Genomic DNA, 15,987 nt, shown 5'->3' on the forward strand with positions numbered 1-15,987 from the left:
ACGAAGCATCATCTCAAATACAGAGGGCCGAACGAGATGCCAGGTCGCGTATGCAGGATGCGCGCGCCAGGTGCGGTGCGCACAACGCGGCGCGACCCGCCTCGCCCTCCGCGAACCGTGTGATGAGCGGAATCGCGTCCGGCGCGGGTTTGCAAAGCCCATCGCAAAATTGCTTGACTTCTACGACAGGGAAACTAATATACGCAACGCGTACATAACCGATACGCGTCCCACTCCGACAGGTGCCCGCATGAGCGTCCCTCAACAAGCCTTCCTACGCGATGCGATGCGTCGCATGAACATGACCCGAGACACCTTCGCGAGCCGCATCGGCGTATCGCGCCGGGCGCTCGACACATGGCTGCTGCCGGACGATTCGCAGGAATCGCGGGCCATGCCTGAGATTGTCGAGCGTTTCGTGTCGGAAATCGTCGTGCATGGCGAGCCGGGCGATAAGCATACGCAAAGCGTAGATTCGCAGTCGCTTGCGAGCCAGATGCTGTTCGAAGGCAAGCCGCAGTTGCTGTCGGTCGATCAGTTCTCGCGCGACTCCGTCGAGGCGCTGTTTCGCGTGGCCGACATCATGCAGCCGATCGCGCGGCGCCGGAAAATCTCCCGCGTGCTCGAGGGCGCGGTGCTCGGCAATCTGTTTTTCGAAGCCAGCACCCGCACCCGCGTGAGCTTCGGCTCGGCGTTCTGCCGGCTCGGCGGTTCGGTATGCGACACCACCGGCTTCACGTTTTCGTCGATGGCAAAGGGCGAGTCGATCTACGACACCAGCCGCGTGATGAGCGGCTACGTCGACGCGCTGGTGATCCGTCATCCGGAGCAAGGCTCGGTGGCCGAATTCGCGCGCGCGACCAACGTGCCGGTGATCAACGGCGGCGACGGCCCGGGCGAGCATCCGAGCCAGGCGCTGCTCGATCTGTACACGATCCAGCGCGAGTTCTCGCGGCTGGGCAAGATCGTCGACGGCGCGCATATCGCGCTGGTAGGCGACCTGAAATATGGCCGTACGGTGCACTCGCTGGTCAAGCTGCTGGCGCTGTATCGCGGCATCAAGTTCACGCTGGTCTCGCCGCCCATGCTCGAAATGCCGAGTTATATCATCGAGCAGATTTCGCGCAACGATCACGTAATCGAGCAGACCCACGATCTGCCCGCCGGGCTGCGCGGCGCCGACGTGGTATACGCCACGCGCATCCAGAAAGAGCGCTTTACGGACGAATCGTTCGAAGGTTACACGCCCGATTTCCAGATCAATCAGGCGCTGATGGACAGCGTGTGTGGCGCGGACACCTTGATCATGCACCCGCTGCCGCGCGACAGCCGGCCGGGCGCGAACGATCTGAGCGTCGATCTGAACCACGATTCGCGGCTGGCGATTTTCCGGCAGACGGATAACGGCATCCCGGTGCGGATGGCGATTTTCGCGGTGCTGCTGGGCGTCGAAAAGCTGGTCCAGCATTCCATGCGCGATGCCGCGTGGCGCCCGCCGGCTTATCTCGGTCCGGACGATGCGGTGTTTCACGGCATCGATTGAACGAGGAACCGACCGATCGGAATTCGCCGATACAAAACGGCCTTGCTGTGAATCAGCAAGGCCGTTTTTTATGCGGCCGCCGTTAAGCCGCTTTGCGCTCAACAACCCCAGGCTTGCGGCGACTTACCGTCCACCACCGTGCATTGCAGGCCCGACATGCGGTCGGCGGCGTCGATGGCGGTTTCCAGTTCGGCAAACGGATACGACTTCAACTCGACCGCATCGAGCGGAATCTGCTCCGACGCAACCAGCGAAACCAGCGCGAGATAGTCGGCACGCGTGTACATGAAGTGACCGATCAATTCCCAGTTGTTCAGCAACATCTCGCCATAGGGAATCGGCAGGCCCACCTGCATGCTGCCCATCTGCACCAGCCTGCCGCCCCGGCGCAGCTTCGCCGCGCGCTACGCCGAGCGGCTCGATACCTTTGCGCTGCCGTTCGACGCACGCGGCTTCACGTTGTATGCGGGATGGCATCCGCGCAACCAGGCTGACCCGGCGCTCGCGTGGCTGCGGGAGACGCTGACAGAGCTGGCGGCGCTTTAAGGCGTCGCCCCCACAGACGGCTGGCCCTTCGACAAGAAGGCGTACGTCGGCGCTAAAAAAGCCGTTCGTGCGGCAGACGCAAAGACATCACACAGCCTCCCGCCGTCGTCAAAATCACGCCTTCTTCGCCCACTTTTACCCATCAACCCGCCAATTCCCGTTCCGTCGCATCTACTTCACGCCTTCTTCGAAGATTTTTTGATTGAGAACGCTTCTCAATTACACACATATTGCATAGAATGCCCGACGAAAACACTTTGTAATAAACATGGAATGGCCGGGTAAGAATGGCAATAGCCATCCGGTCACCAGTTCATCACGACGGGGATAAAAATGAAGTTGCGGTCCGACGAACCGAAGCTCGGCAAGATCAGCACGACACTGTGCAGCATGTTGGCGGCCGGCCCCGCCCTCGCGCAGGGCGCGGCCGGCACGACGCCGCCGCCCGACAAGGAAGCTCAACTCGCGCCGATCTCCGTGCAAGGCCAGGCGGACGACGGCTTCAAGACCGACCACTCGGCGTCGGTCAAATTCACTGCGCCGCTGGTCGATACGCCGAAGTCGGTGACCGTGATTCCGCAGGAGTTGATCAAAAGCACCGGCGCCTCGACGCTGACGGAAGCACTGCGCACGGTGCCGGGCATCACCTTCGGGGCCGGCGAAGGCGGCAATCCGCTCGGCGACCGGCCGTTCATTCGCGGCTATGACGCGCAGGGCAGCACCTTCGTCGACGGTTTGCGCGACATCGGCGCGACCACGCGTGAAGTGTTCAACATCGAAAGCGTCGAAGTGACCAAGGGGTCGGACGGCGCCTACGGCGGCCGCGGCGGCGCGGGCGGCAGCATCAACCTGATCACCAAGACCCCGCATCTAGGCAATTCCGCCGACGGCAGCGCGGGCCTCGGCACCGACCGTTACCGCCGCTTCACCGCCGACGGCAACTGGCAAATGGCCGATCACGCGGCGTTCCGCCTGAACGTGATGAGCCACAACAACGACGTGCCCGGCCGCGACGCGGTCAACAACGAGCGCTGGGGCATCGCGCCGTCGTTCACGTACGGCCTCGGCACGCCGACGCGCGTCACGGCGAGCTACTACCACCTCTCGACCGACGACCTGCCCGATAGCGGCATCCCGTACTTCTACACGACCACCAACAAACCGGCCAACGTCGACACGATCTATCCGGCCAATGTGGACCGTCACAACTTCTACGGCCTGATCGACCGCGATTTCCGCAAGACGGCTTCGGACATCGGCACGGTGCGCGTCGAACACGACATCAACAGCAATCTGACGATCCGCAACACCACGCGTTATACGAAGTCCACCCAGGACTACATCTGGACGCAGCCCGACGACAGCCAGGGCAACGTCGTGAACGGCATGGTGTGGCGCCGCGCGAATACGCGTGCGAGCGACGTCTACAGCCTCGCGAACCAGACTGAACTGTTCGGCGAGTTCAAGACGGGTTTCCTGAAACATAGCTTCACTACCGGCCTCGAACTGTCGCGCGAAACCAGCGTGAACGATTCGTACGCCGTCGCCGCGGCGACCGGCGCGATCTGCAAAACTAGGGGCATCGGCGCGGCGTCGGGCTATAACTGCACGAGCCTGTGGTCGCCGAATCCGAACGATCCGTGGGCCGGTTCGGTTAGCAAAGCGAACGATCCGAACGAGCAGCGCACCACCACGAAATCGCTGTATGCGTTCGATACGATCGAAATCACCCGGCGCTGGCAGGCCAACGTCGGCTTGCGCGTCGACGATTACTCGACCGATTTCCGCAACACGGTCGCCAACGGCGGCAAGCGCACCTCGCGCGACGACACGCTGTTCAACTACCAGTTCGGCCTCGTCTTCAAGCCGGCTTCGAACGGCAGCGTGTATGCCTCGATCGCGACCTCGTCGACGCCGGCCGGCGCACTGCTCGGACAGGGCAGCGAAACGCAATCGCTGACGCCGGGCCGTGGCGGCGTCGGCGCGAACGCGGACCAGCTCGCACCGGAAAAGAACCGCAGCGTCGAACTCGGTACCAAGTGGAATGTGCTGAACAACCACCTCTCGCTGACGGGCGCGCTATTCCAGATCGACACGACCAACGCGCGCGTCACGCTGCCGAACAACGAATACGCCATGGTCGGCAACAAACGCGTGCAAGGTTTCGAATTCGGCGTGGCCGGTCAGTTGACCAGCAAGTGGCAAGTGTTCGGCGGCTACACCTACATGAAGAGCCAGTTGCGCGACAACGGCAAGACTACGTCGGATAACGGCCACCAGTTCCCGAACACGCCGAAGAACAGCATCAGCCTGTGGACCAACTACGACGTGCTGCCGAAGTTCACGATTGGCGGCGGCGCGTTCTACATGTCGCAGGTGTATGGCGACACGGCCAATCTGCGCGCGGTGCCTTCTTATTGGCGCTTCGACGGCATGGCGACGTACCGGATCAACAAGAAGGTCGATCTGCAACTGAACGTGCAGAACATTTTCAACCGGACGTATTACGACCAGGCGTATCCGGCGCACTACGCCTCGATCGCGGCCGGCCGCTCCGCTTTCCTGACGCTCAACGCGCATTATTGAGCACGGCATGATGGAACAGGTGACGCTGAAGGCGCTCGCGAGCGTGTCGCATGACGAGCTCGCCGCGATTCTGTCCGGGCCGCCCGCGCAGGCCGCCGCGTGGGTCGCGGCGGCCGCGCATAACGGTATCGTCGAAGCGCAGGCGGTGTACGGCCAGTATCTGCTCGACGGCCACGGCGTGGAACGCAATGCCGAAGAAGCCTTGACGTGGTTCAAGCACGCAGCCCGGCAGGATCATCCGATGGCGATGAACATGCTGGGCCGGTTCTACGAACACGGCTGGGGAACGACCGCCTGCGCGCCGGTGGCCGTCTATTGGTACCGCCTCGCGGCGCAGGCCGGACTCGATTGGGGTATGTACAACTATGCGTCGGTTTTGGCGCTCGGCAACGGTGTCGCGTGCGACCGCGCGCAGGCGTTGCAGTGGTTCCGGCGCGCCGCCGAAATGGGTCACGCGAAGTCGATCAACTTTATCGGCAGCTTTTACGAGGACGGCTGGGAAGTCGATGCGAACGCAACCATCGCGCTCGACTATTACCGGCGTGCCGCGGTTGGCGGCGACTTTCGCGGTCAGTTCAACTATGCGCGGCTGCTGGCCGAACGCGGCGAGACCCAAGCCGCGCTGGGGTGGTTACGGCGAGTGCCGCATTCGGCAACGACAGCGTTCGTCACGAAGATGCGGGCGTGGCTTGCCGCTTCGCCGGTGCGGGCGTTTCGCGTGCTGGCTGAAGACCTAAGCGCGGAGATACACGCGGACATAAGCGCTGACATAAGCGCGAACATAAGCGCCCTGATGAGCCCACCTCGGGAGTCGCACGCATGATGCTGCATCTGCAAGGCGTGCTCAGCAAACAGCAGGTCGCCCAATGCCGGGAAATCCTCGACGCGGCGCAATGGATCGACGGCAACGCCACGTCCGGCGAACAATCGGCGCAGGCCAAGCGCAACCAGCAATTGCCCGAAGGGTCGGCCGCCGCGCGCGCGGTGGGCGATGCGATTCAAGACGCACTCGGCCGTAATCCACGCTTCTTTTCCGCCGCATTGCCGCTGAAAGTCTTTCCGCCGCTCTTTAACCGCTACGCAGGCGGCGACGGTTTCGGCACCCATGTGGACAACGCGATCCGCCAGTTGCGCGGCACCGACTTCCGCATCCGCAGCGATCTTTCCGCCACGCTGTTTCTCGCCGAGCCGCAGACTTACGAGGGCGGCGAACTGTGCATCGAAGACACCTATGGCGTGCATCGCGCCAGGCTGCCGGCCGGCGACATGGTGCTCTACCCCGCTTCGAGCCTGCATCACGTGAGTCCGGTGACGCGTGGCGTGCGGGTCGCGTCGTTCTTCTGGATTCAGAGCATGGTGCGCGACGATGGCGAGCGCGCCATGCTGTTTCAACTCGACAACGACGTGCAACGGTTGGCTGCGGAGAAAGGTTCAAACGATGCAACCGTGGTAAGTCTCACCGGCATTTATCACAATCTGCTGCGCCGCTGGGCCGACGCCTGAAGCGGCGGACTACTCGTCCCGCGCAAAACAGGCTTTCTTCCTGTACCCAGAATGAAGACCCCTCCGAGTATTTACTCTCCAGTTCGCTAGGCGCAACGTCCATGGTTGACGCCCGCCGCTGCGCCATGCCGGTGAATGCCGACATCGGTTCGTTCGACATCACTTTCCTCGATCAGCCGAATCCGCACATCAATTCGCTCGGCGTGCGCGGGATCGGCGAGATCGGCATCACCGGCGTGCCGGCGGCGATCGCGAATGCGGTGTATCACGCGACCGGTGTGCGCGTGCGCGATCTGCCGGTGACGCTCGACAAGGTGATGGGGACGATGCCGGTGTGAGACAGGGCGCGCATATTCGCCGAGGCGTTTCCTGGCGGGAGGATTATCGTTGTGTGAGGTAAGCGGGTCGTTGCGAAGAACCCCGGGATGCGGCGCCGCGTGAGTCATGGGTATGCATTGGCGCTTGCCTGTCGATGCGTTGCACCGCACAATCGGTCTCATTCTTTCTACCGGTGCCTGTTATGGCCTACGCCTCGCTCGCCACTGGCGTGCTGCTCGCCGCCGGCTTCGGCTCACGCTTCGACCCGGACGGCCTGCGCAACAAACTGCTGGCTTGCATGCCCGACGGCACGCCGGTCGCCCACGAAGCCGCACATCGCATGCTGCGAGTCGTCAGCCGCGTAGTGGCCGTCGTGCGGCCAGGCTCGGACGCCCTCGCCCGCCTCCTCAACGACGCCGGTTGCGACGTGGTGTTCACCGCCAATGCCGAACGCGGCATGGGCGCGAGCCTCGCCGCCGGCATCGAGGCGAGCGCCGAGGCCGAAGGCTGGATCGTCGCGCTCGCCGACATGCCGCGCATCGCCGTCACTACGATCGAAACGGTGGCGCGCGCGCTCGACGGCGGCGCCTTGATCGTCGCGCCGTTTTACCAGGGGCAGCGCGGCCATCCGGTCGGCTTCGGCATCGCACACCGCGAGGCACTGCTGTCGCTCGACGGCGATACCGGCGCACGCTCGCTGTTGATGTCGCAGAGCGTGATGCGGCTGGACGTCGACGATCCGGGGATTCTGCGCGACGTGGATACGCCGGAAGATCTGCACAACCTTTAGCTTCCGCGCGAGCGAGGCGCCGGCGAGCCGGCAGGCTTGATTCAGGCGAGCGTTTAGGCGCATACTGTATATTTATACAGTATTTTGTCCGCATGGATTGGCGCATCACCCTGCGCACATCCACGGCGCGTCAGCATGCAACGCATTCCGATCGAACCATCTTTTGCCGCATGGCGGCGCGCCGCGCGAGCGCTGCTGCGGCAAGGTGTCGAGCCGTCGCAAATCGAATGGGCCGAGTCCGAAGAGGGGGGCGCCACAGTCACGGACGTGGCCCTTGCCGTTGTCCCCGTTGCCTCCGTTGCCTCCGTTGTCCCCGTTGCCTCCGCTGCCCCTGCGGTTCCCCGCCAACTCCTCGCCCGGCTGAAAACGGCTGCCTGTTTCCGCGCGCCGGACCGTTGGGCGCTGCTGTACCGCATCCTGTGGCGCTGGACCCATGGCGAGCGTCACGTCGTCGATCTGAAGGACGCCGACGGCGCGCTGCTCGATCAGCGCATCCGGGTGGTCGAACACGAAACCGACGATCTGGTGATACTCACGCTATTCAGGCGCCGCGATCCGTCGATGGGCCTACCGGAACTTGTCGGCTGGTACGAGCCCCATCATGATCTGCTGGAGCGCGCCGCCGCGCGGGTCGGCGCCCGCATGGGCGATTCCACGTGGATGCTGGCAACGCCACAGGGCGCGGCGTTCTGGAACGGCATGCTGCTGCGCATTGGCCGGCCGGCAGCAGAGGAACACGAGCAAGCCGCACAAGCTTTACCGGCAAGCGCCATGACCGGCGAAGCCATCACCAGCGAGCCCACTGAAGCGCTCTGGCTCGCGCATTACGCCAGCGTCTTCAATGCCGAGCCGTCGCCCGTGCCGTTGCGCTACTGGAGAATGCCGCCGGCGGGTCCGCCATTGCCCGCGCATCTCGCGCGCGCACGCAGCCGTCTCGGCGCGCAGTGTGCCCCCGTCACTGTCCCCGACACGCCCCCAATCGAATATTCGGCGACGACGCCGCCATTACGCGAGCCGACGGGCCCGCTTGCCACTTGCCGACGCTGCGCCTTATGGCGCAACGCGAAGCAAGCGGTCGCGGGTGCCGGGGCGGCACACGCGGCGATCATGGTGGTCGGCGAACAGCCCGGCGAGTACGAGAATCAGCACGGCGAGCCCTTCGCCGGGCCGGCCGGTCAACTGCTCGACATCGTGCTCGCGCGCGCCGGTCTCGAACGCGCGGCGCTGTATCTGACCTATGCCGTCAAGCATTACAAATGGGAAACGCTCGCCGAGCAGCGCGTCCATCGCACACCCGTGCGCCGCGAAGTCGAAGCTTGCCAGTACTGGCTGGAAAAAGAACTGACGCAAATCGCGCCGCGCGTGGTCGTCACGCTCGGCGCGACCGCGCTGAAGGCGTTGACTGACGCACACGTGAATCTGTCCGAATATCTCGGGCAAACCATCGCCCACGGCGGGCGCCTGATTGTGCCGACCTGGCATCCGTCGTATGCGCTGAGAACCGCGGACGCCAGGTTGCGCGACGACGTCGTGGCGACCATCGTGACGGCGTTCAGCCACGCGGCGGCGCTGGCGGTGGAGGGGGCGTAGCTTTCTCGCGTGAGGCGCTGCCGGCCGGGCACTCGTCTACGCCCGCCAAAAATCAGCCGGTGGGTCCGCCGGCGCACCGTGCACTCAGAGCAGCGCTGCCGCCGCCATTTGCTTGTTCTCGAATGCAGGCTCGAAGGCATCGAGGTCTTCGTCGGTCATGCCGACCGGCGCCGACTTCGCGACCCGCTTCCAGCCTCTCACTGCGTTGTAGACTTCGCCCAGGACCCGCTTCGCCTCGTCAGCAGCGAGCCTGAAGTAGCGGGCTTCGTTCAGCACAGCCTCAATCGAGTCGACGGGGCCGTAGTCCTCATTCAGCCATAGCTTCAACTCTGGGTCCTTGTCCGGGAAAGGGTTGATGTCGAACGCCGGTGCGAGCCGCCACTGCCCGTGCTCAACGTGCAGGAAACCATGGTTCTGCACGTGGTCGTCGACGTTAGTGATAAGCAGATTGAACACAAGTCGCCGCCACAACTCCTCAAGATCGCGCTTCGGGTCGGCGCAACGCGCGATGATGCAGTCAGCTATCTGGGTATAGCTATGATCCTCTTGCCGTGAGGCCTGCAGCATGGATCCGGCCGAGAGGTACGGAATCCGGCCTCCGTCCGCGACACGGTCAAACCGACGCACGAGCGCCACCGGGATGTCTTCCGACATGACGATACGCGACTCCGCCACCGTTATACCCGCGGCTGCGGCCAGATGAAGAGCAAGGACCTCGCCGCGCGTCACGCTGCGGTCGTCCTTGATGCTCGGAAACTTGCCGATGGCGGGATGGCCATCTTCATCAAAAACAGTGCACTTGGGCCGCATGCCGCCGAGGGACGTCCCGCGACCACGCAGGTACTTCAAATCCGCCTCCGTTTCCTTGTTCATCTCAACCGCCCGCGTGGCGCCGATCAGTTGCGCCAGTTCGAGCAGCGGCGGCGTACCGCGGCCGCCGTTTTCTGCGGTGCGCAGGTAGTTGCCCGCGTCGTCAACGAGTCGCAGCGCACCCACGCGACTCATGTCGTCAACACCCAGCAGGTAGTCCATCTCGGTAAGCCCAGCGCGCGGGACGTCTTCACCCTTCTTCTGTGCCGCCCTGCGACGCTTGGCATGGTCACGCGCGATGACCCGGCATCCCCATCCATCAGGCTCGGTGTCCGCAAACGCGAAGTGGAAAATCGAGTCATCCCTCGAGGGCGGTTTGCGAAACTGGTGACCCTCCATCAGTTGCAGGTCCGGCGAAATCTCGAACCGGCCAGCCGATTTCAGCCAGCCCTCGTTATAGGCGAAGGTCGAGCTTTCACGTGCACCATCCTTGTTGAAGGTCAGGGTGCCGACCGGAAGCGCGGCCTGACCTAGTGCCACCCTGACGCTCTGCTGCAACACAGGCTGCTTCATAGCGCTCCCGACTCGGGCGTGACCCGCTTTTTGCGAATGCGCTGCGGCAGTTGTTGATTCATGAGAGTTAATCCGATGTCGTCGGCGGCCGTATCGAGCAGACCGTTGATCTGGCCGAGCTCGCCCAGCACCAGAAACGCCCGTGCGATAGTTCCGATAGGAATGCGTTCGTCTCCATGCTCCATGCGACGCAGCGTGGCCACCGACGTCTGAATGCGCTCGGCCAGCGACGCTTGGGTCAGCCGCCGTCGGCGCCGCGCCAGGGCGAGGTCGGAACCGAGCTTCTTCAGAGCGCGCGCAACCGGCACGGGGAGCGGATCCCGCAATCGCTTAGCGCTCACTTGTGAGCGATTATCTGGCTTTGTAGTGTCCATGTGAGCGGTTAATCCTGTTCCAAGCAATGATGTCATTATCCGCACGCAGCCTGTGTGGTCAAGCAAATCCGCTTAAGCGCTCATATATGATCGTTTAAGTCGATTTATCGCTCACTTGTAAGCGATAAATGCGGCGACGTGCTCAACTCGTGCGCGCAGGCACCCAAGCGATAACTGGACTTGAGCGAGTCATTCCCCGTAGCGATCGTAGCCACCGACTCACCTTGACCAGGCATATCGCTTGCGCCGCGCACAACGATCTCACCCATCGCGCCGTTTCCGCCTAAGCTGATGTGACACCGCGAAACTTGCGCAACATTGAAGCATCGAATGCGGCCCTCGCGCATCGCCAAAACACCTCCTCCCATGAGCGAAACCAGCCCCCGCCTTTTTATCGTCTCGCCCCATTTCGACGACGCCGTCTTCAGTTGCGGCGCATTGCTCGCCGCGCATCCCGATGCCGCGGTCTGCACGGTGTTCGCCGCGCCACCCGAACAGGAAATGCATACCGCATGGGATGAAAGGTCGGGTTTCACGAACGCCCATCAGGCAATGCACGCCCGCACGCTCGAAGACAACCTCGCACTCGACGTGCTCGACGCGATTCCGCTGCGCATGCCGTTTCGCGACGGCCAGTACCTGGATTCGCCGTCGATCAGCAGATTGGCGGCGGCGCTTGAAGAGACCATCTACCGCTCGACCGCGAACACGCTGCTCATGCCGCTCGGCCTGCATCACGACGACCACGTACGGGTGTTCGAAGCTTGCTGCGAAACCTTGCCGCGTCTGTCGCATCTCACCTGGTTCGCCTACGAGGAAGCGATTCACCGCTGCACGCCCGGCGTCGTGCAGGCGCGGCTCGCCGACCTCGCGCAACGCGGCATCGTGGCGACGCCGGCCCATCCAAGCGCCGGCCATACGATCGATGTCCAGCGCCGGGCGCAACTCAAACGCGAAGCGGTGAACGCCTACGAAAGCCAGTTGCGCGCGTTCGGCACGGGCAATTACGACGATATTTTCGCCGCCGAACGTTACTGGCAATTGAGCGTAGGCCGCCGCGCGAAAAAGTAAGGGGCGCGGCGTGCTGAATCGCCTACGCTTGAAGAGAACGGCCTATGGCCAGGTGCTGCGAGCACCATCGGCCGTACCGCCCTCTTCTCAATTAAAAGGTGATGCCATGAGCTACGACATGCATACCAGTCCGATTCCCGATCCGAACGCCGATCCGAACCGCGACCCGGAAAACGATCCGTTGGTACCGCCGTCACCCGGTCATCACACCGAGGAGCCGCAACGGCCCGATGGACCGCCGGACAAAGACCCGGTGTGACGCCGTGCAACAATGCTCCGGCGCGCGAGTGAACGCGCGGTTTGGCGCGTTATTTCTCATTGACCTACACGTGCCGCTTCAGTGAATCGACAAAGGGGAAAAAAATAATAATCAATAACAAGGCATGGAAACAGCACCGCGAAGCGAATAAAAAAATACCGCCGTTAAAACCAAATATTCTGTTTAGTCAGACAAATAAATCCAGAAACAACGGGTTTCCCCTCCCCTGCGGAGAAAACAGCCAGACGCCGTAAACACAGTCGGCGACAAGCCAATCGCTGCAAGCGAACGAGCCCCCCTGACCGACCACTTTGCGAAAGCAAAAACCTATCGCTATGACTCTGAACAAAAAATTAGCCTCCATGATCGCGGTCCTCTGGATCGGACTGATCCTGATCGGCGGCTTCGGCGCCTGGCAAAATCGCGCGTCGATGATCTCGGACCGCCGCGATCAGCTGACCTCGCTGATCGACCAGGCCAATCACACGGTCAACCGCTACTACACCCTCGCGCAGCAGCATACGATCACCGAAGACGAAGCGAGGAAACAGGCGCTCCAAACGCTCGCCGCCATGCGTTACGGCAAAGACGGCTACATCTCCGTCAACGACTCGCAGCCCGTCATGCTGATGCATCCGATCAAGCCGGAACTGGTCGGCAAAAACCTCGCGCAATTCGCCGACCCGGCGGGCAACCATCTGTTCGTCGACATCGTCAACGCAGGCAATCACGATGGCGGCGGCTTCATCGACTATCTGTGGTCCAAGCCGGGCAGCGATAAGCCCGTCGCGAAGACCAGCTTCGCGGTCCACTTCGCGCCTTGGGACTGGTATATCGTCACCGGCATGTATATGGACGACGTTCAAAATGCGTTCTACGCGAATCTGCTGCGCTGGCTCGCCATCACCGTAACGCTCGGCGCAATCGCCACGGCCGTCATGCTGCTGGTATTGCGCAGCATCCGCCGCACCCTCGGGGGCGATCTCGAAGTCGCCGTCGAAGCCGCCCAACTCATGGCGCGCGGCAACCTCGCCACGCGCGTGCCGGTGCAACCGGACGACGCGGGTAGCCTGCTGCACGCGCTCCACACGATGCAGGCCGGTCTTGTCGATACCGTTTCGCGCGTGCGTCTCGGTACCGAAAACATCAATATCGGCGCGACCGAAATCGCCGCCGGCAACACGGACCTCTCGCAGCGTACCGAGGAACAGGCTGCGGCGCTCGTCGAAACGGCGTCGAGCATGGATCAGATGACGGTCAACGTGAAGCAGAACGCGGACAGCGCGCAGCAAGCGGCGCAACTCGCCGGCCAGGCTGCGGATGTGGCCACGCGCGGCAGCCGCGTGGTCGACGACGTGGTTCGCACGATGGGTGAAATCACCACCAGCTCGCGGCAGATCGGCGACATCATCGGCGTGATCGACGGCATCGCGTTCCAAACCAACATCCTCGCGCTCAACGCCGCGGTCGAAGCGGCCCGCGCGGGCGAACAGGGACGCGGCTTCGCCGTGGTCGCCTCAGAGGTGCGTAGTCTCGCGCAACGCTCCGCCACGGCCGCGAAGGAAATCAAGGCGTTGATCGAAGCGTCGACGAATACCGTCGAAGCCGGCGCGTCGCTGGTCGCCAACGCCGGGTCGACCATGGGCGAGATCGTGCAGTCGGTGCGTCGCGTGAATGAAATCCTCGAGGAGATTAGTAACGCGTCGCGCGAACAGAGCGCGGGCATCGAACAGGTCAATCGCGCGGTCGGCGAAATGGATCAGGTCACGCAGCAGAATGCGGCGCTCGTCGAAGAAGCCGCCGCCGCGGCGCATTCGCTGAAGGACCAGGTGGGTGTCTTGCGCGAGGCGATCTCGAGTTTCGCTTTGCCGGCTTGAAGCACCAAATGCGTTCCGGCAGCACGATGCCAAGAGGAGAAGGGCGGCAAAAAAAGAAGGCGCTCGACAGGCAGAGAGCGCCCCTTTAACACGCCGCGTCGGAGTCGACGCATCAATCGAACGAACCAGCCGCGCGGATTTTTCAAGTCCGCGCGGTTTTTTTTGCCCACTGCGTCTGCACCCGCGGTCAATGTTGCTCGGCCACGATCCGCGTGCATAGGTCTCGCATTCATATTACGTTTTGATTACAATCGGAGCCGCTTCGGCTGCTGCGGCATGCGCCGATTAATCCCGCTGCACGCCCCGCGCGGGCAGCTTTCACTCGAGGAGCACGCTCGACAGTCACGCGCACCAGGCCGCCGGCCACGCCGGTTTCTCGCTCACGCAGCGCTGTCGGTTTTCCGCACTCATGATCCAGAAGAAGAAATCGCAGTCGCACGATCCGTACGCGCCCGCCGCGAAGAACCCGTTGCTCGCCGCGCGCCTGCCGATGTGGCGCTCGAAATTCATCGTCCTGCTGGTGTTCGGCGCGTTCGCGTCGCTGGCGGGACGCGCGTTCTGGGTGCAGGTGGTGAATCAGGACTTCTACGTCGATCAGGGGCAAAAGCGCTATCAGCGCACGATCGAACTCGATGCAACGCGCGGGCGCATCGTCGATCGCAATGGCTCGATGCTCGCCGTCAGCCTCGCGACCTACGAGATCTGGGCCACGCCCAAGCTGATCGACGCTGCCGCCTTCGCGCCGCTCTCGAAGCTTCTCGACCTGCCGCTTGCTGAATTGCGCCGGCGTCTGAACGGCGACAAAACCTTCGTGCTGCTCAAGCGCCAGGTGGATGCCGACACCGCGGATCACCTCGGCAAACTGCGCCTCGCCGGCATCACGCAAATCGCGGATTCAAAGCGCTTTTATCCGGAAGGCGAATCGGCGGCGCACGTGGTCGGCTTCACCGATATCGAGGATAACGGCCAGGAGGGCGTGGAGCTCGCCGCCAACGAACAGTTGCTCGGCGCGCCCGGCCAGCGCGAAGTGATCCGCGACCGTCTGGGCCGGGTGGTGTCCGAGACCCGGCCGCTCGTGCCCGCGCAGAACGGCGACACCATCCACCTGACGATCGACCGGCGGATTCAGCAACTCGCCTACGCGCAACTGAAGGACGCCATTGCCACGCATCACGCCGAAGCCGGCAGCGTGGTCGTGCTCGATGCGCGCAACGGCGAAATTCTCGCGCTCGCGAACTATCCGAGCTTCGATCCGAACGACCGCGCCCGTCTGACCGGACGGCAACTGCGCAACCGCGCGGTGGTCGACACGTTCGAGCCGGGTTCGACAATCAAGCCGGTGGTCGTCGCGCTCTCCATCGACGAGGGCAAGGTGCGGCCGCAAAGCATCATCGACACCGCGCCGGGCTGGTACAAGATCGGCCCGGCGGTGATTCACGACACGTCGAATCACGGCGCGATGACCGTCGCCGAGGCCGTGCAGAAGTCGAGCAATATCGCGCTCGCCAAGCTCGCGCTGAATCTGCCCGCCGAAAAGATCTGGAACAAGTATCAGGAATACGGACTTGGTTTGAGACCCGAGCTGACCTTTCCCGGCGTCGCTTCGGGCAAGGTGCGCCCGTACCAACGCTGGCGCCCGATCGAACAGGCGACCATGGCGTATGGCTATGGCCTGTCCACTTCGCTGCTGCAGATTGCGCAGGTCTATACCGCCTATGCCGGCGACGGAACGATGCATCACGTGAGTCTGTTGCGTCATGACGGGAACACGGGTGCGGCAGGCGCGGCGCAGTCCGGCGACAACGGCCATGCCGTCACCACGCCCGCCACCGCGCGCGCGATCCGCTCGATGCTTGAAATGGCCACCGGCGCCGGCGGCACAGGGCGTGCGGCCGCGGTGGAAGGCTACCGGATCGGCGGCAAGACCGGCACGGCGCGCAAACAGATCGGCGCGACTTACGCGAAAAACCGTTACCGCGCGCTGTTTGTCGGCATGGCGCCGATGAGCGATCCGCGTCTGATCGTCGCCGTGATGATCGACGATCCGGCCGGCAAGGCATTCTATGGTGGGACGGTCGCCGGGCCGGTGTTTAGCGGCGTCACCGGCGGTGCACTGCAGTTGCTGGGGGTGCCGCCGGATGCGTGAG

14 protein-coding genes and 1 pseudogene are annotated in these 15,987 nt (G+C 63.3%); 12 read left to right on the top strand and 3 right to left on the bottom strand.

Going from position 1 to position 15,987, the window contains the following annotated elements; translation table 11 throughout:
* Positions 1 to 250 precede the first annotated feature (250 nt).
* On the top strand, positions 251 to 1,543 hold the full coding sequence (locus ACAX43_RS16295; protein WP_370709442.1) for an aspartate carbamoyltransferase: 1,293 nt from the start codon (positions 251 to 253) through the stop codon (positions 1,541 to 1,543).
* Positions 1,544 to 1,641: 98 nt separating this feature from the next.
* Here ACAX43_RS16295 and ACAX43_RS16300 read toward each other — a convergent pair whose 3' ends face one another.
* Positions 1,642 to 1,908, bottom strand: a complete 267-nt coding sequence (locus ACAX43_RS16300; RefSeq protein ID WP_370709443.1) for a hypothetical protein — start codon at positions 1,906 to 1,908, stop codon at positions 1,642 to 1,644.
* Here ACAX43_RS16300 and ACAX43_RS16305 point away from each other — a divergent pair.
* The 7 genes and pseudogenes from ACAX43_RS16305 to ACAX43_RS16335 all read left to right on the top strand — a co-directional run bounded on the left by ACAX43_RS16305 (position 1,898) and on the right by ACAX43_RS16335 (position 8,876).
* Complete coding sequence (locus ACAX43_RS16305; RefSeq protein WP_370709444.1) at positions 1,898 to 2,089, top strand: hypothetical protein; 192 nt, start codon at positions 1,898 to 1,900, stop codon at positions 2,087 to 2,089. The genes ACAX43_RS16300 and ACAX43_RS16305 overlap by 11 nt on opposite strands.
* A 333-nt stretch (positions 2,090 to 2,422) precedes the next feature.
* Positions 2,423 to 4,675 (top strand): TonB-dependent receptor, encoded by a 2,253-nt coding sequence (locus ACAX43_RS16310; protein WP_370709445.1) that lies wholly within the window; start codon positions 2,423 to 2,425, stop codon positions 4,673 to 4,675.
* Positions 4,676 to 4,685: 10 nt separating this feature from the next.
* Positions 4,686 to 5,498 carry a tetratricopeptide repeat protein gene (locus ACAX43_RS16315; RefSeq protein ID WP_370709703.1) on the top strand — a complete coding sequence of 271 codons (813 nt, stop codon included), beginning with the start codon at positions 4,686 to 4,688 and terminating at the stop codon, positions 5,496 to 5,498.
* Positions 5,495 to 6,178 (top strand): Fe2+-dependent dioxygenase, encoded by a 684-nt coding sequence (locus ACAX43_RS16320; RefSeq protein ID WP_370709446.1) that lies wholly within the window; start codon positions 5,495 to 5,497, stop codon positions 6,176 to 6,178. The genes ACAX43_RS16315 and ACAX43_RS16320 overlap by 4 nt, the downstream gene beginning before the upstream one ends.
* A 125-nt stretch (positions 6,179 to 6,303) precedes the next feature.
* Positions 6,304 to 6,516: pseudogene (locus ACAX43_RS16325) on the top strand (hypothetical protein); the annotation flags it as partial.
* Positions 6,517 to 6,698: 182 nt separating this feature from the next.
* Entirely contained in the window at positions 6,699 to 7,286 is a 588-nt protein-coding gene (locus ACAX43_RS16330) for an NTP transferase domain-containing protein (protein WP_370709447.1), read from the top strand.
* Between the two features lie 135 nt (positions 7,287 to 7,421).
* On the top strand, positions 7,422 to 8,876 hold the full coding sequence (locus ACAX43_RS16335) for a UdgX family uracil-DNA binding protein (protein WP_370709448.1): 1,455 nt from the start codon (positions 7,422 to 7,424) through the stop codon (positions 8,874 to 8,876).
* Positions 8,877 to 8,960: 84 nt separating this feature from the next.
* Here ACAX43_RS16335 and ACAX43_RS16340 read toward each other — a convergent pair whose 3' ends face one another.
* Both ACAX43_RS16340 and ACAX43_RS16345 read right to left on the bottom strand, forming a co-directional pair.
* The gene (locus ACAX43_RS16340) at positions 8,961 to 10,259 is read right to left on the bottom strand and encodes a type II toxin-antitoxin system HipA family toxin (protein WP_370709449.1); all 1,299 of its coding nucleotides are present in this window, start codon (positions 10,257 to 10,259) and stop codon (positions 8,961 to 8,963) included.
* Complete coding sequence (locus tag ACAX43_RS16345; protein ID WP_370709450.1) at positions 10,256 to 10,633, bottom strand: helix-turn-helix domain-containing protein; 378 nt, start codon at positions 10,631 to 10,633, stop codon at positions 10,256 to 10,258. Before ACAX43_RS16345 ends, ACAX43_RS16340 begins: the two co-directional genes overlap by 4 nt.
* A gap of 366 nt (positions 10,634 to 10,999) precedes the next feature.
* Between ACAX43_RS16345 and ACAX43_RS16350 the strand changes: the two genes are divergently transcribed.
* The 4 genes from ACAX43_RS16350 to ACAX43_RS16365 all read left to right on the top strand — a co-directional run bounded on the left by ACAX43_RS16350 (position 11,000) and on the right by ACAX43_RS16365 (position 15,986).
* Positions 11,000 to 11,704 (top strand): PIG-L family deacetylase, encoded by a 705-nt coding sequence (locus tag ACAX43_RS16350; RefSeq protein WP_370709451.1) that lies wholly within the window; start codon positions 11,000 to 11,002, stop codon positions 11,702 to 11,704.
* 106 nt (positions 11,705 to 11,810) lie between these two features.
* A complete protein-coding gene (locus ACAX43_RS16355; RefSeq protein WP_370709452.1) occupies positions 11,811 to 11,963 on the top strand; it encodes a hypothetical protein in 153 nt (50 codons plus the stop codon).
* Between the two features lie 335 nt (positions 11,964 to 12,298).
* Positions 12,299 to 13,840 (top strand): methyl-accepting chemotaxis protein, encoded by a 1,542-nt coding sequence (locus ACAX43_RS16360; protein WP_370709453.1) that lies wholly within the window; start codon positions 12,299 to 12,301, stop codon positions 13,838 to 13,840.
* 409 nt (positions 13,841 to 14,249) lie between these two features.
* Positions 14,250 to 15,986, top strand: coding sequence for a peptidoglycan D,D-transpeptidase FtsI family protein (locus tag ACAX43_RS16365; protein WP_370709454.1), 1,737 nt, complete (start codon positions 14,250 to 14,252; stop codon positions 15,984 to 15,986).
* Position 15,987 lies beyond the last annotated feature (1 nt).

Source organism: Paraburkholderia sp. IW21 (assembly GCF_041321145.1).
Classification (GTDB): Bacteria; Pseudomonadota; Gammaproteobacteria; order Burkholderiales; family Burkholderiaceae; genus Paraburkholderia.

Excerpts from the sequence above, each read along its gene's own strand:
- ACAX43_RS16295 (WP_370709442.1), top strand. The coding sequence starts at position 251 with ATGAGCGTCCCTCAACAAGCCTTCCTACGCGATGCGATGCGTCGCATG.
- ACAX43_RS16305 (WP_370709444.1), top strand. The coding sequence starts at position 1,898 with ATGCTGCCCATCTGCACCAGCCTGCCGCCCCGGCGCAGCTTCGCCGCG.
- ACAX43_RS16300 (WP_370709443.1), bottom strand. The coding sequence starts at position 1,908 with ATGGGCAGCATGCAGGTGGGCCTGCCGATTCCCTATGGCGAGATGTTG.
- ACAX43_RS16310 (WP_370709445.1), top strand. The coding sequence starts at position 2,423 with ATGAAGTTGCGGTCCGACGAACCGAAGCTCGGCAAGATCAGCACGACA.
- ACAX43_RS16315 (WP_370709703.1), top strand. The coding sequence starts at position 4,686 with ATGGAACAGGTGACGCTGAAGGCGCTCGCGAGCGTGTCGCATGACGAG.
- ACAX43_RS16320 (WP_370709446.1), top strand. The coding sequence starts at position 5,495 with ATGATGCTGCATCTGCAAGGCGTGCTCAGCAAACAGCAGGTCGCCCAA.
- ACAX43_RS16330 (WP_370709447.1), top strand. The coding sequence starts at position 6,699 with ATGGCCTACGCCTCGCTCGCCACTGGCGTGCTGCTCGCCGCCGGCTTC.
- ACAX43_RS16335 (WP_370709448.1), top strand. The coding sequence starts at position 7,422 with ATGCAACGCATTCCGATCGAACCATCTTTTGCCGCATGGCGGCGCGCC.
- ACAX43_RS16340 (WP_370709449.1), bottom strand. The coding sequence starts at position 10,259 with ATGAAGCAGCCTGTGTTGCAGCAGAGCGTCAGGGTGGCACTAGGTCAG.
- ACAX43_RS16345 (WP_370709450.1), bottom strand. The coding sequence starts at position 10,633 with ATGGACACTACAAAGCCAGATAATCGCTCACAAGTGAGCGCTAAGCGA.
- ACAX43_RS16350 (WP_370709451.1), top strand. The coding sequence starts at position 11,000 with ATGAGCGAAACCAGCCCCCGCCTTTTTATCGTCTCGCCCCATTTCGAC.
- ACAX43_RS16355 (WP_370709452.1), top strand. The coding sequence starts at position 11,811 with ATGAGCTACGACATGCATACCAGTCCGATTCCCGATCCGAACGCCGAT.
- ACAX43_RS16360 (WP_370709453.1), top strand. The coding sequence starts at position 12,299 with ATGACTCTGAACAAAAAATTAGCCTCCATGATCGCGGTCCTCTGGATC.
- ACAX43_RS16365 (WP_370709454.1), top strand. The coding sequence starts at position 14,250 with ATGATCCAGAAGAAGAAATCGCAGTCGCACGATCCGTACGCGCCCGCC.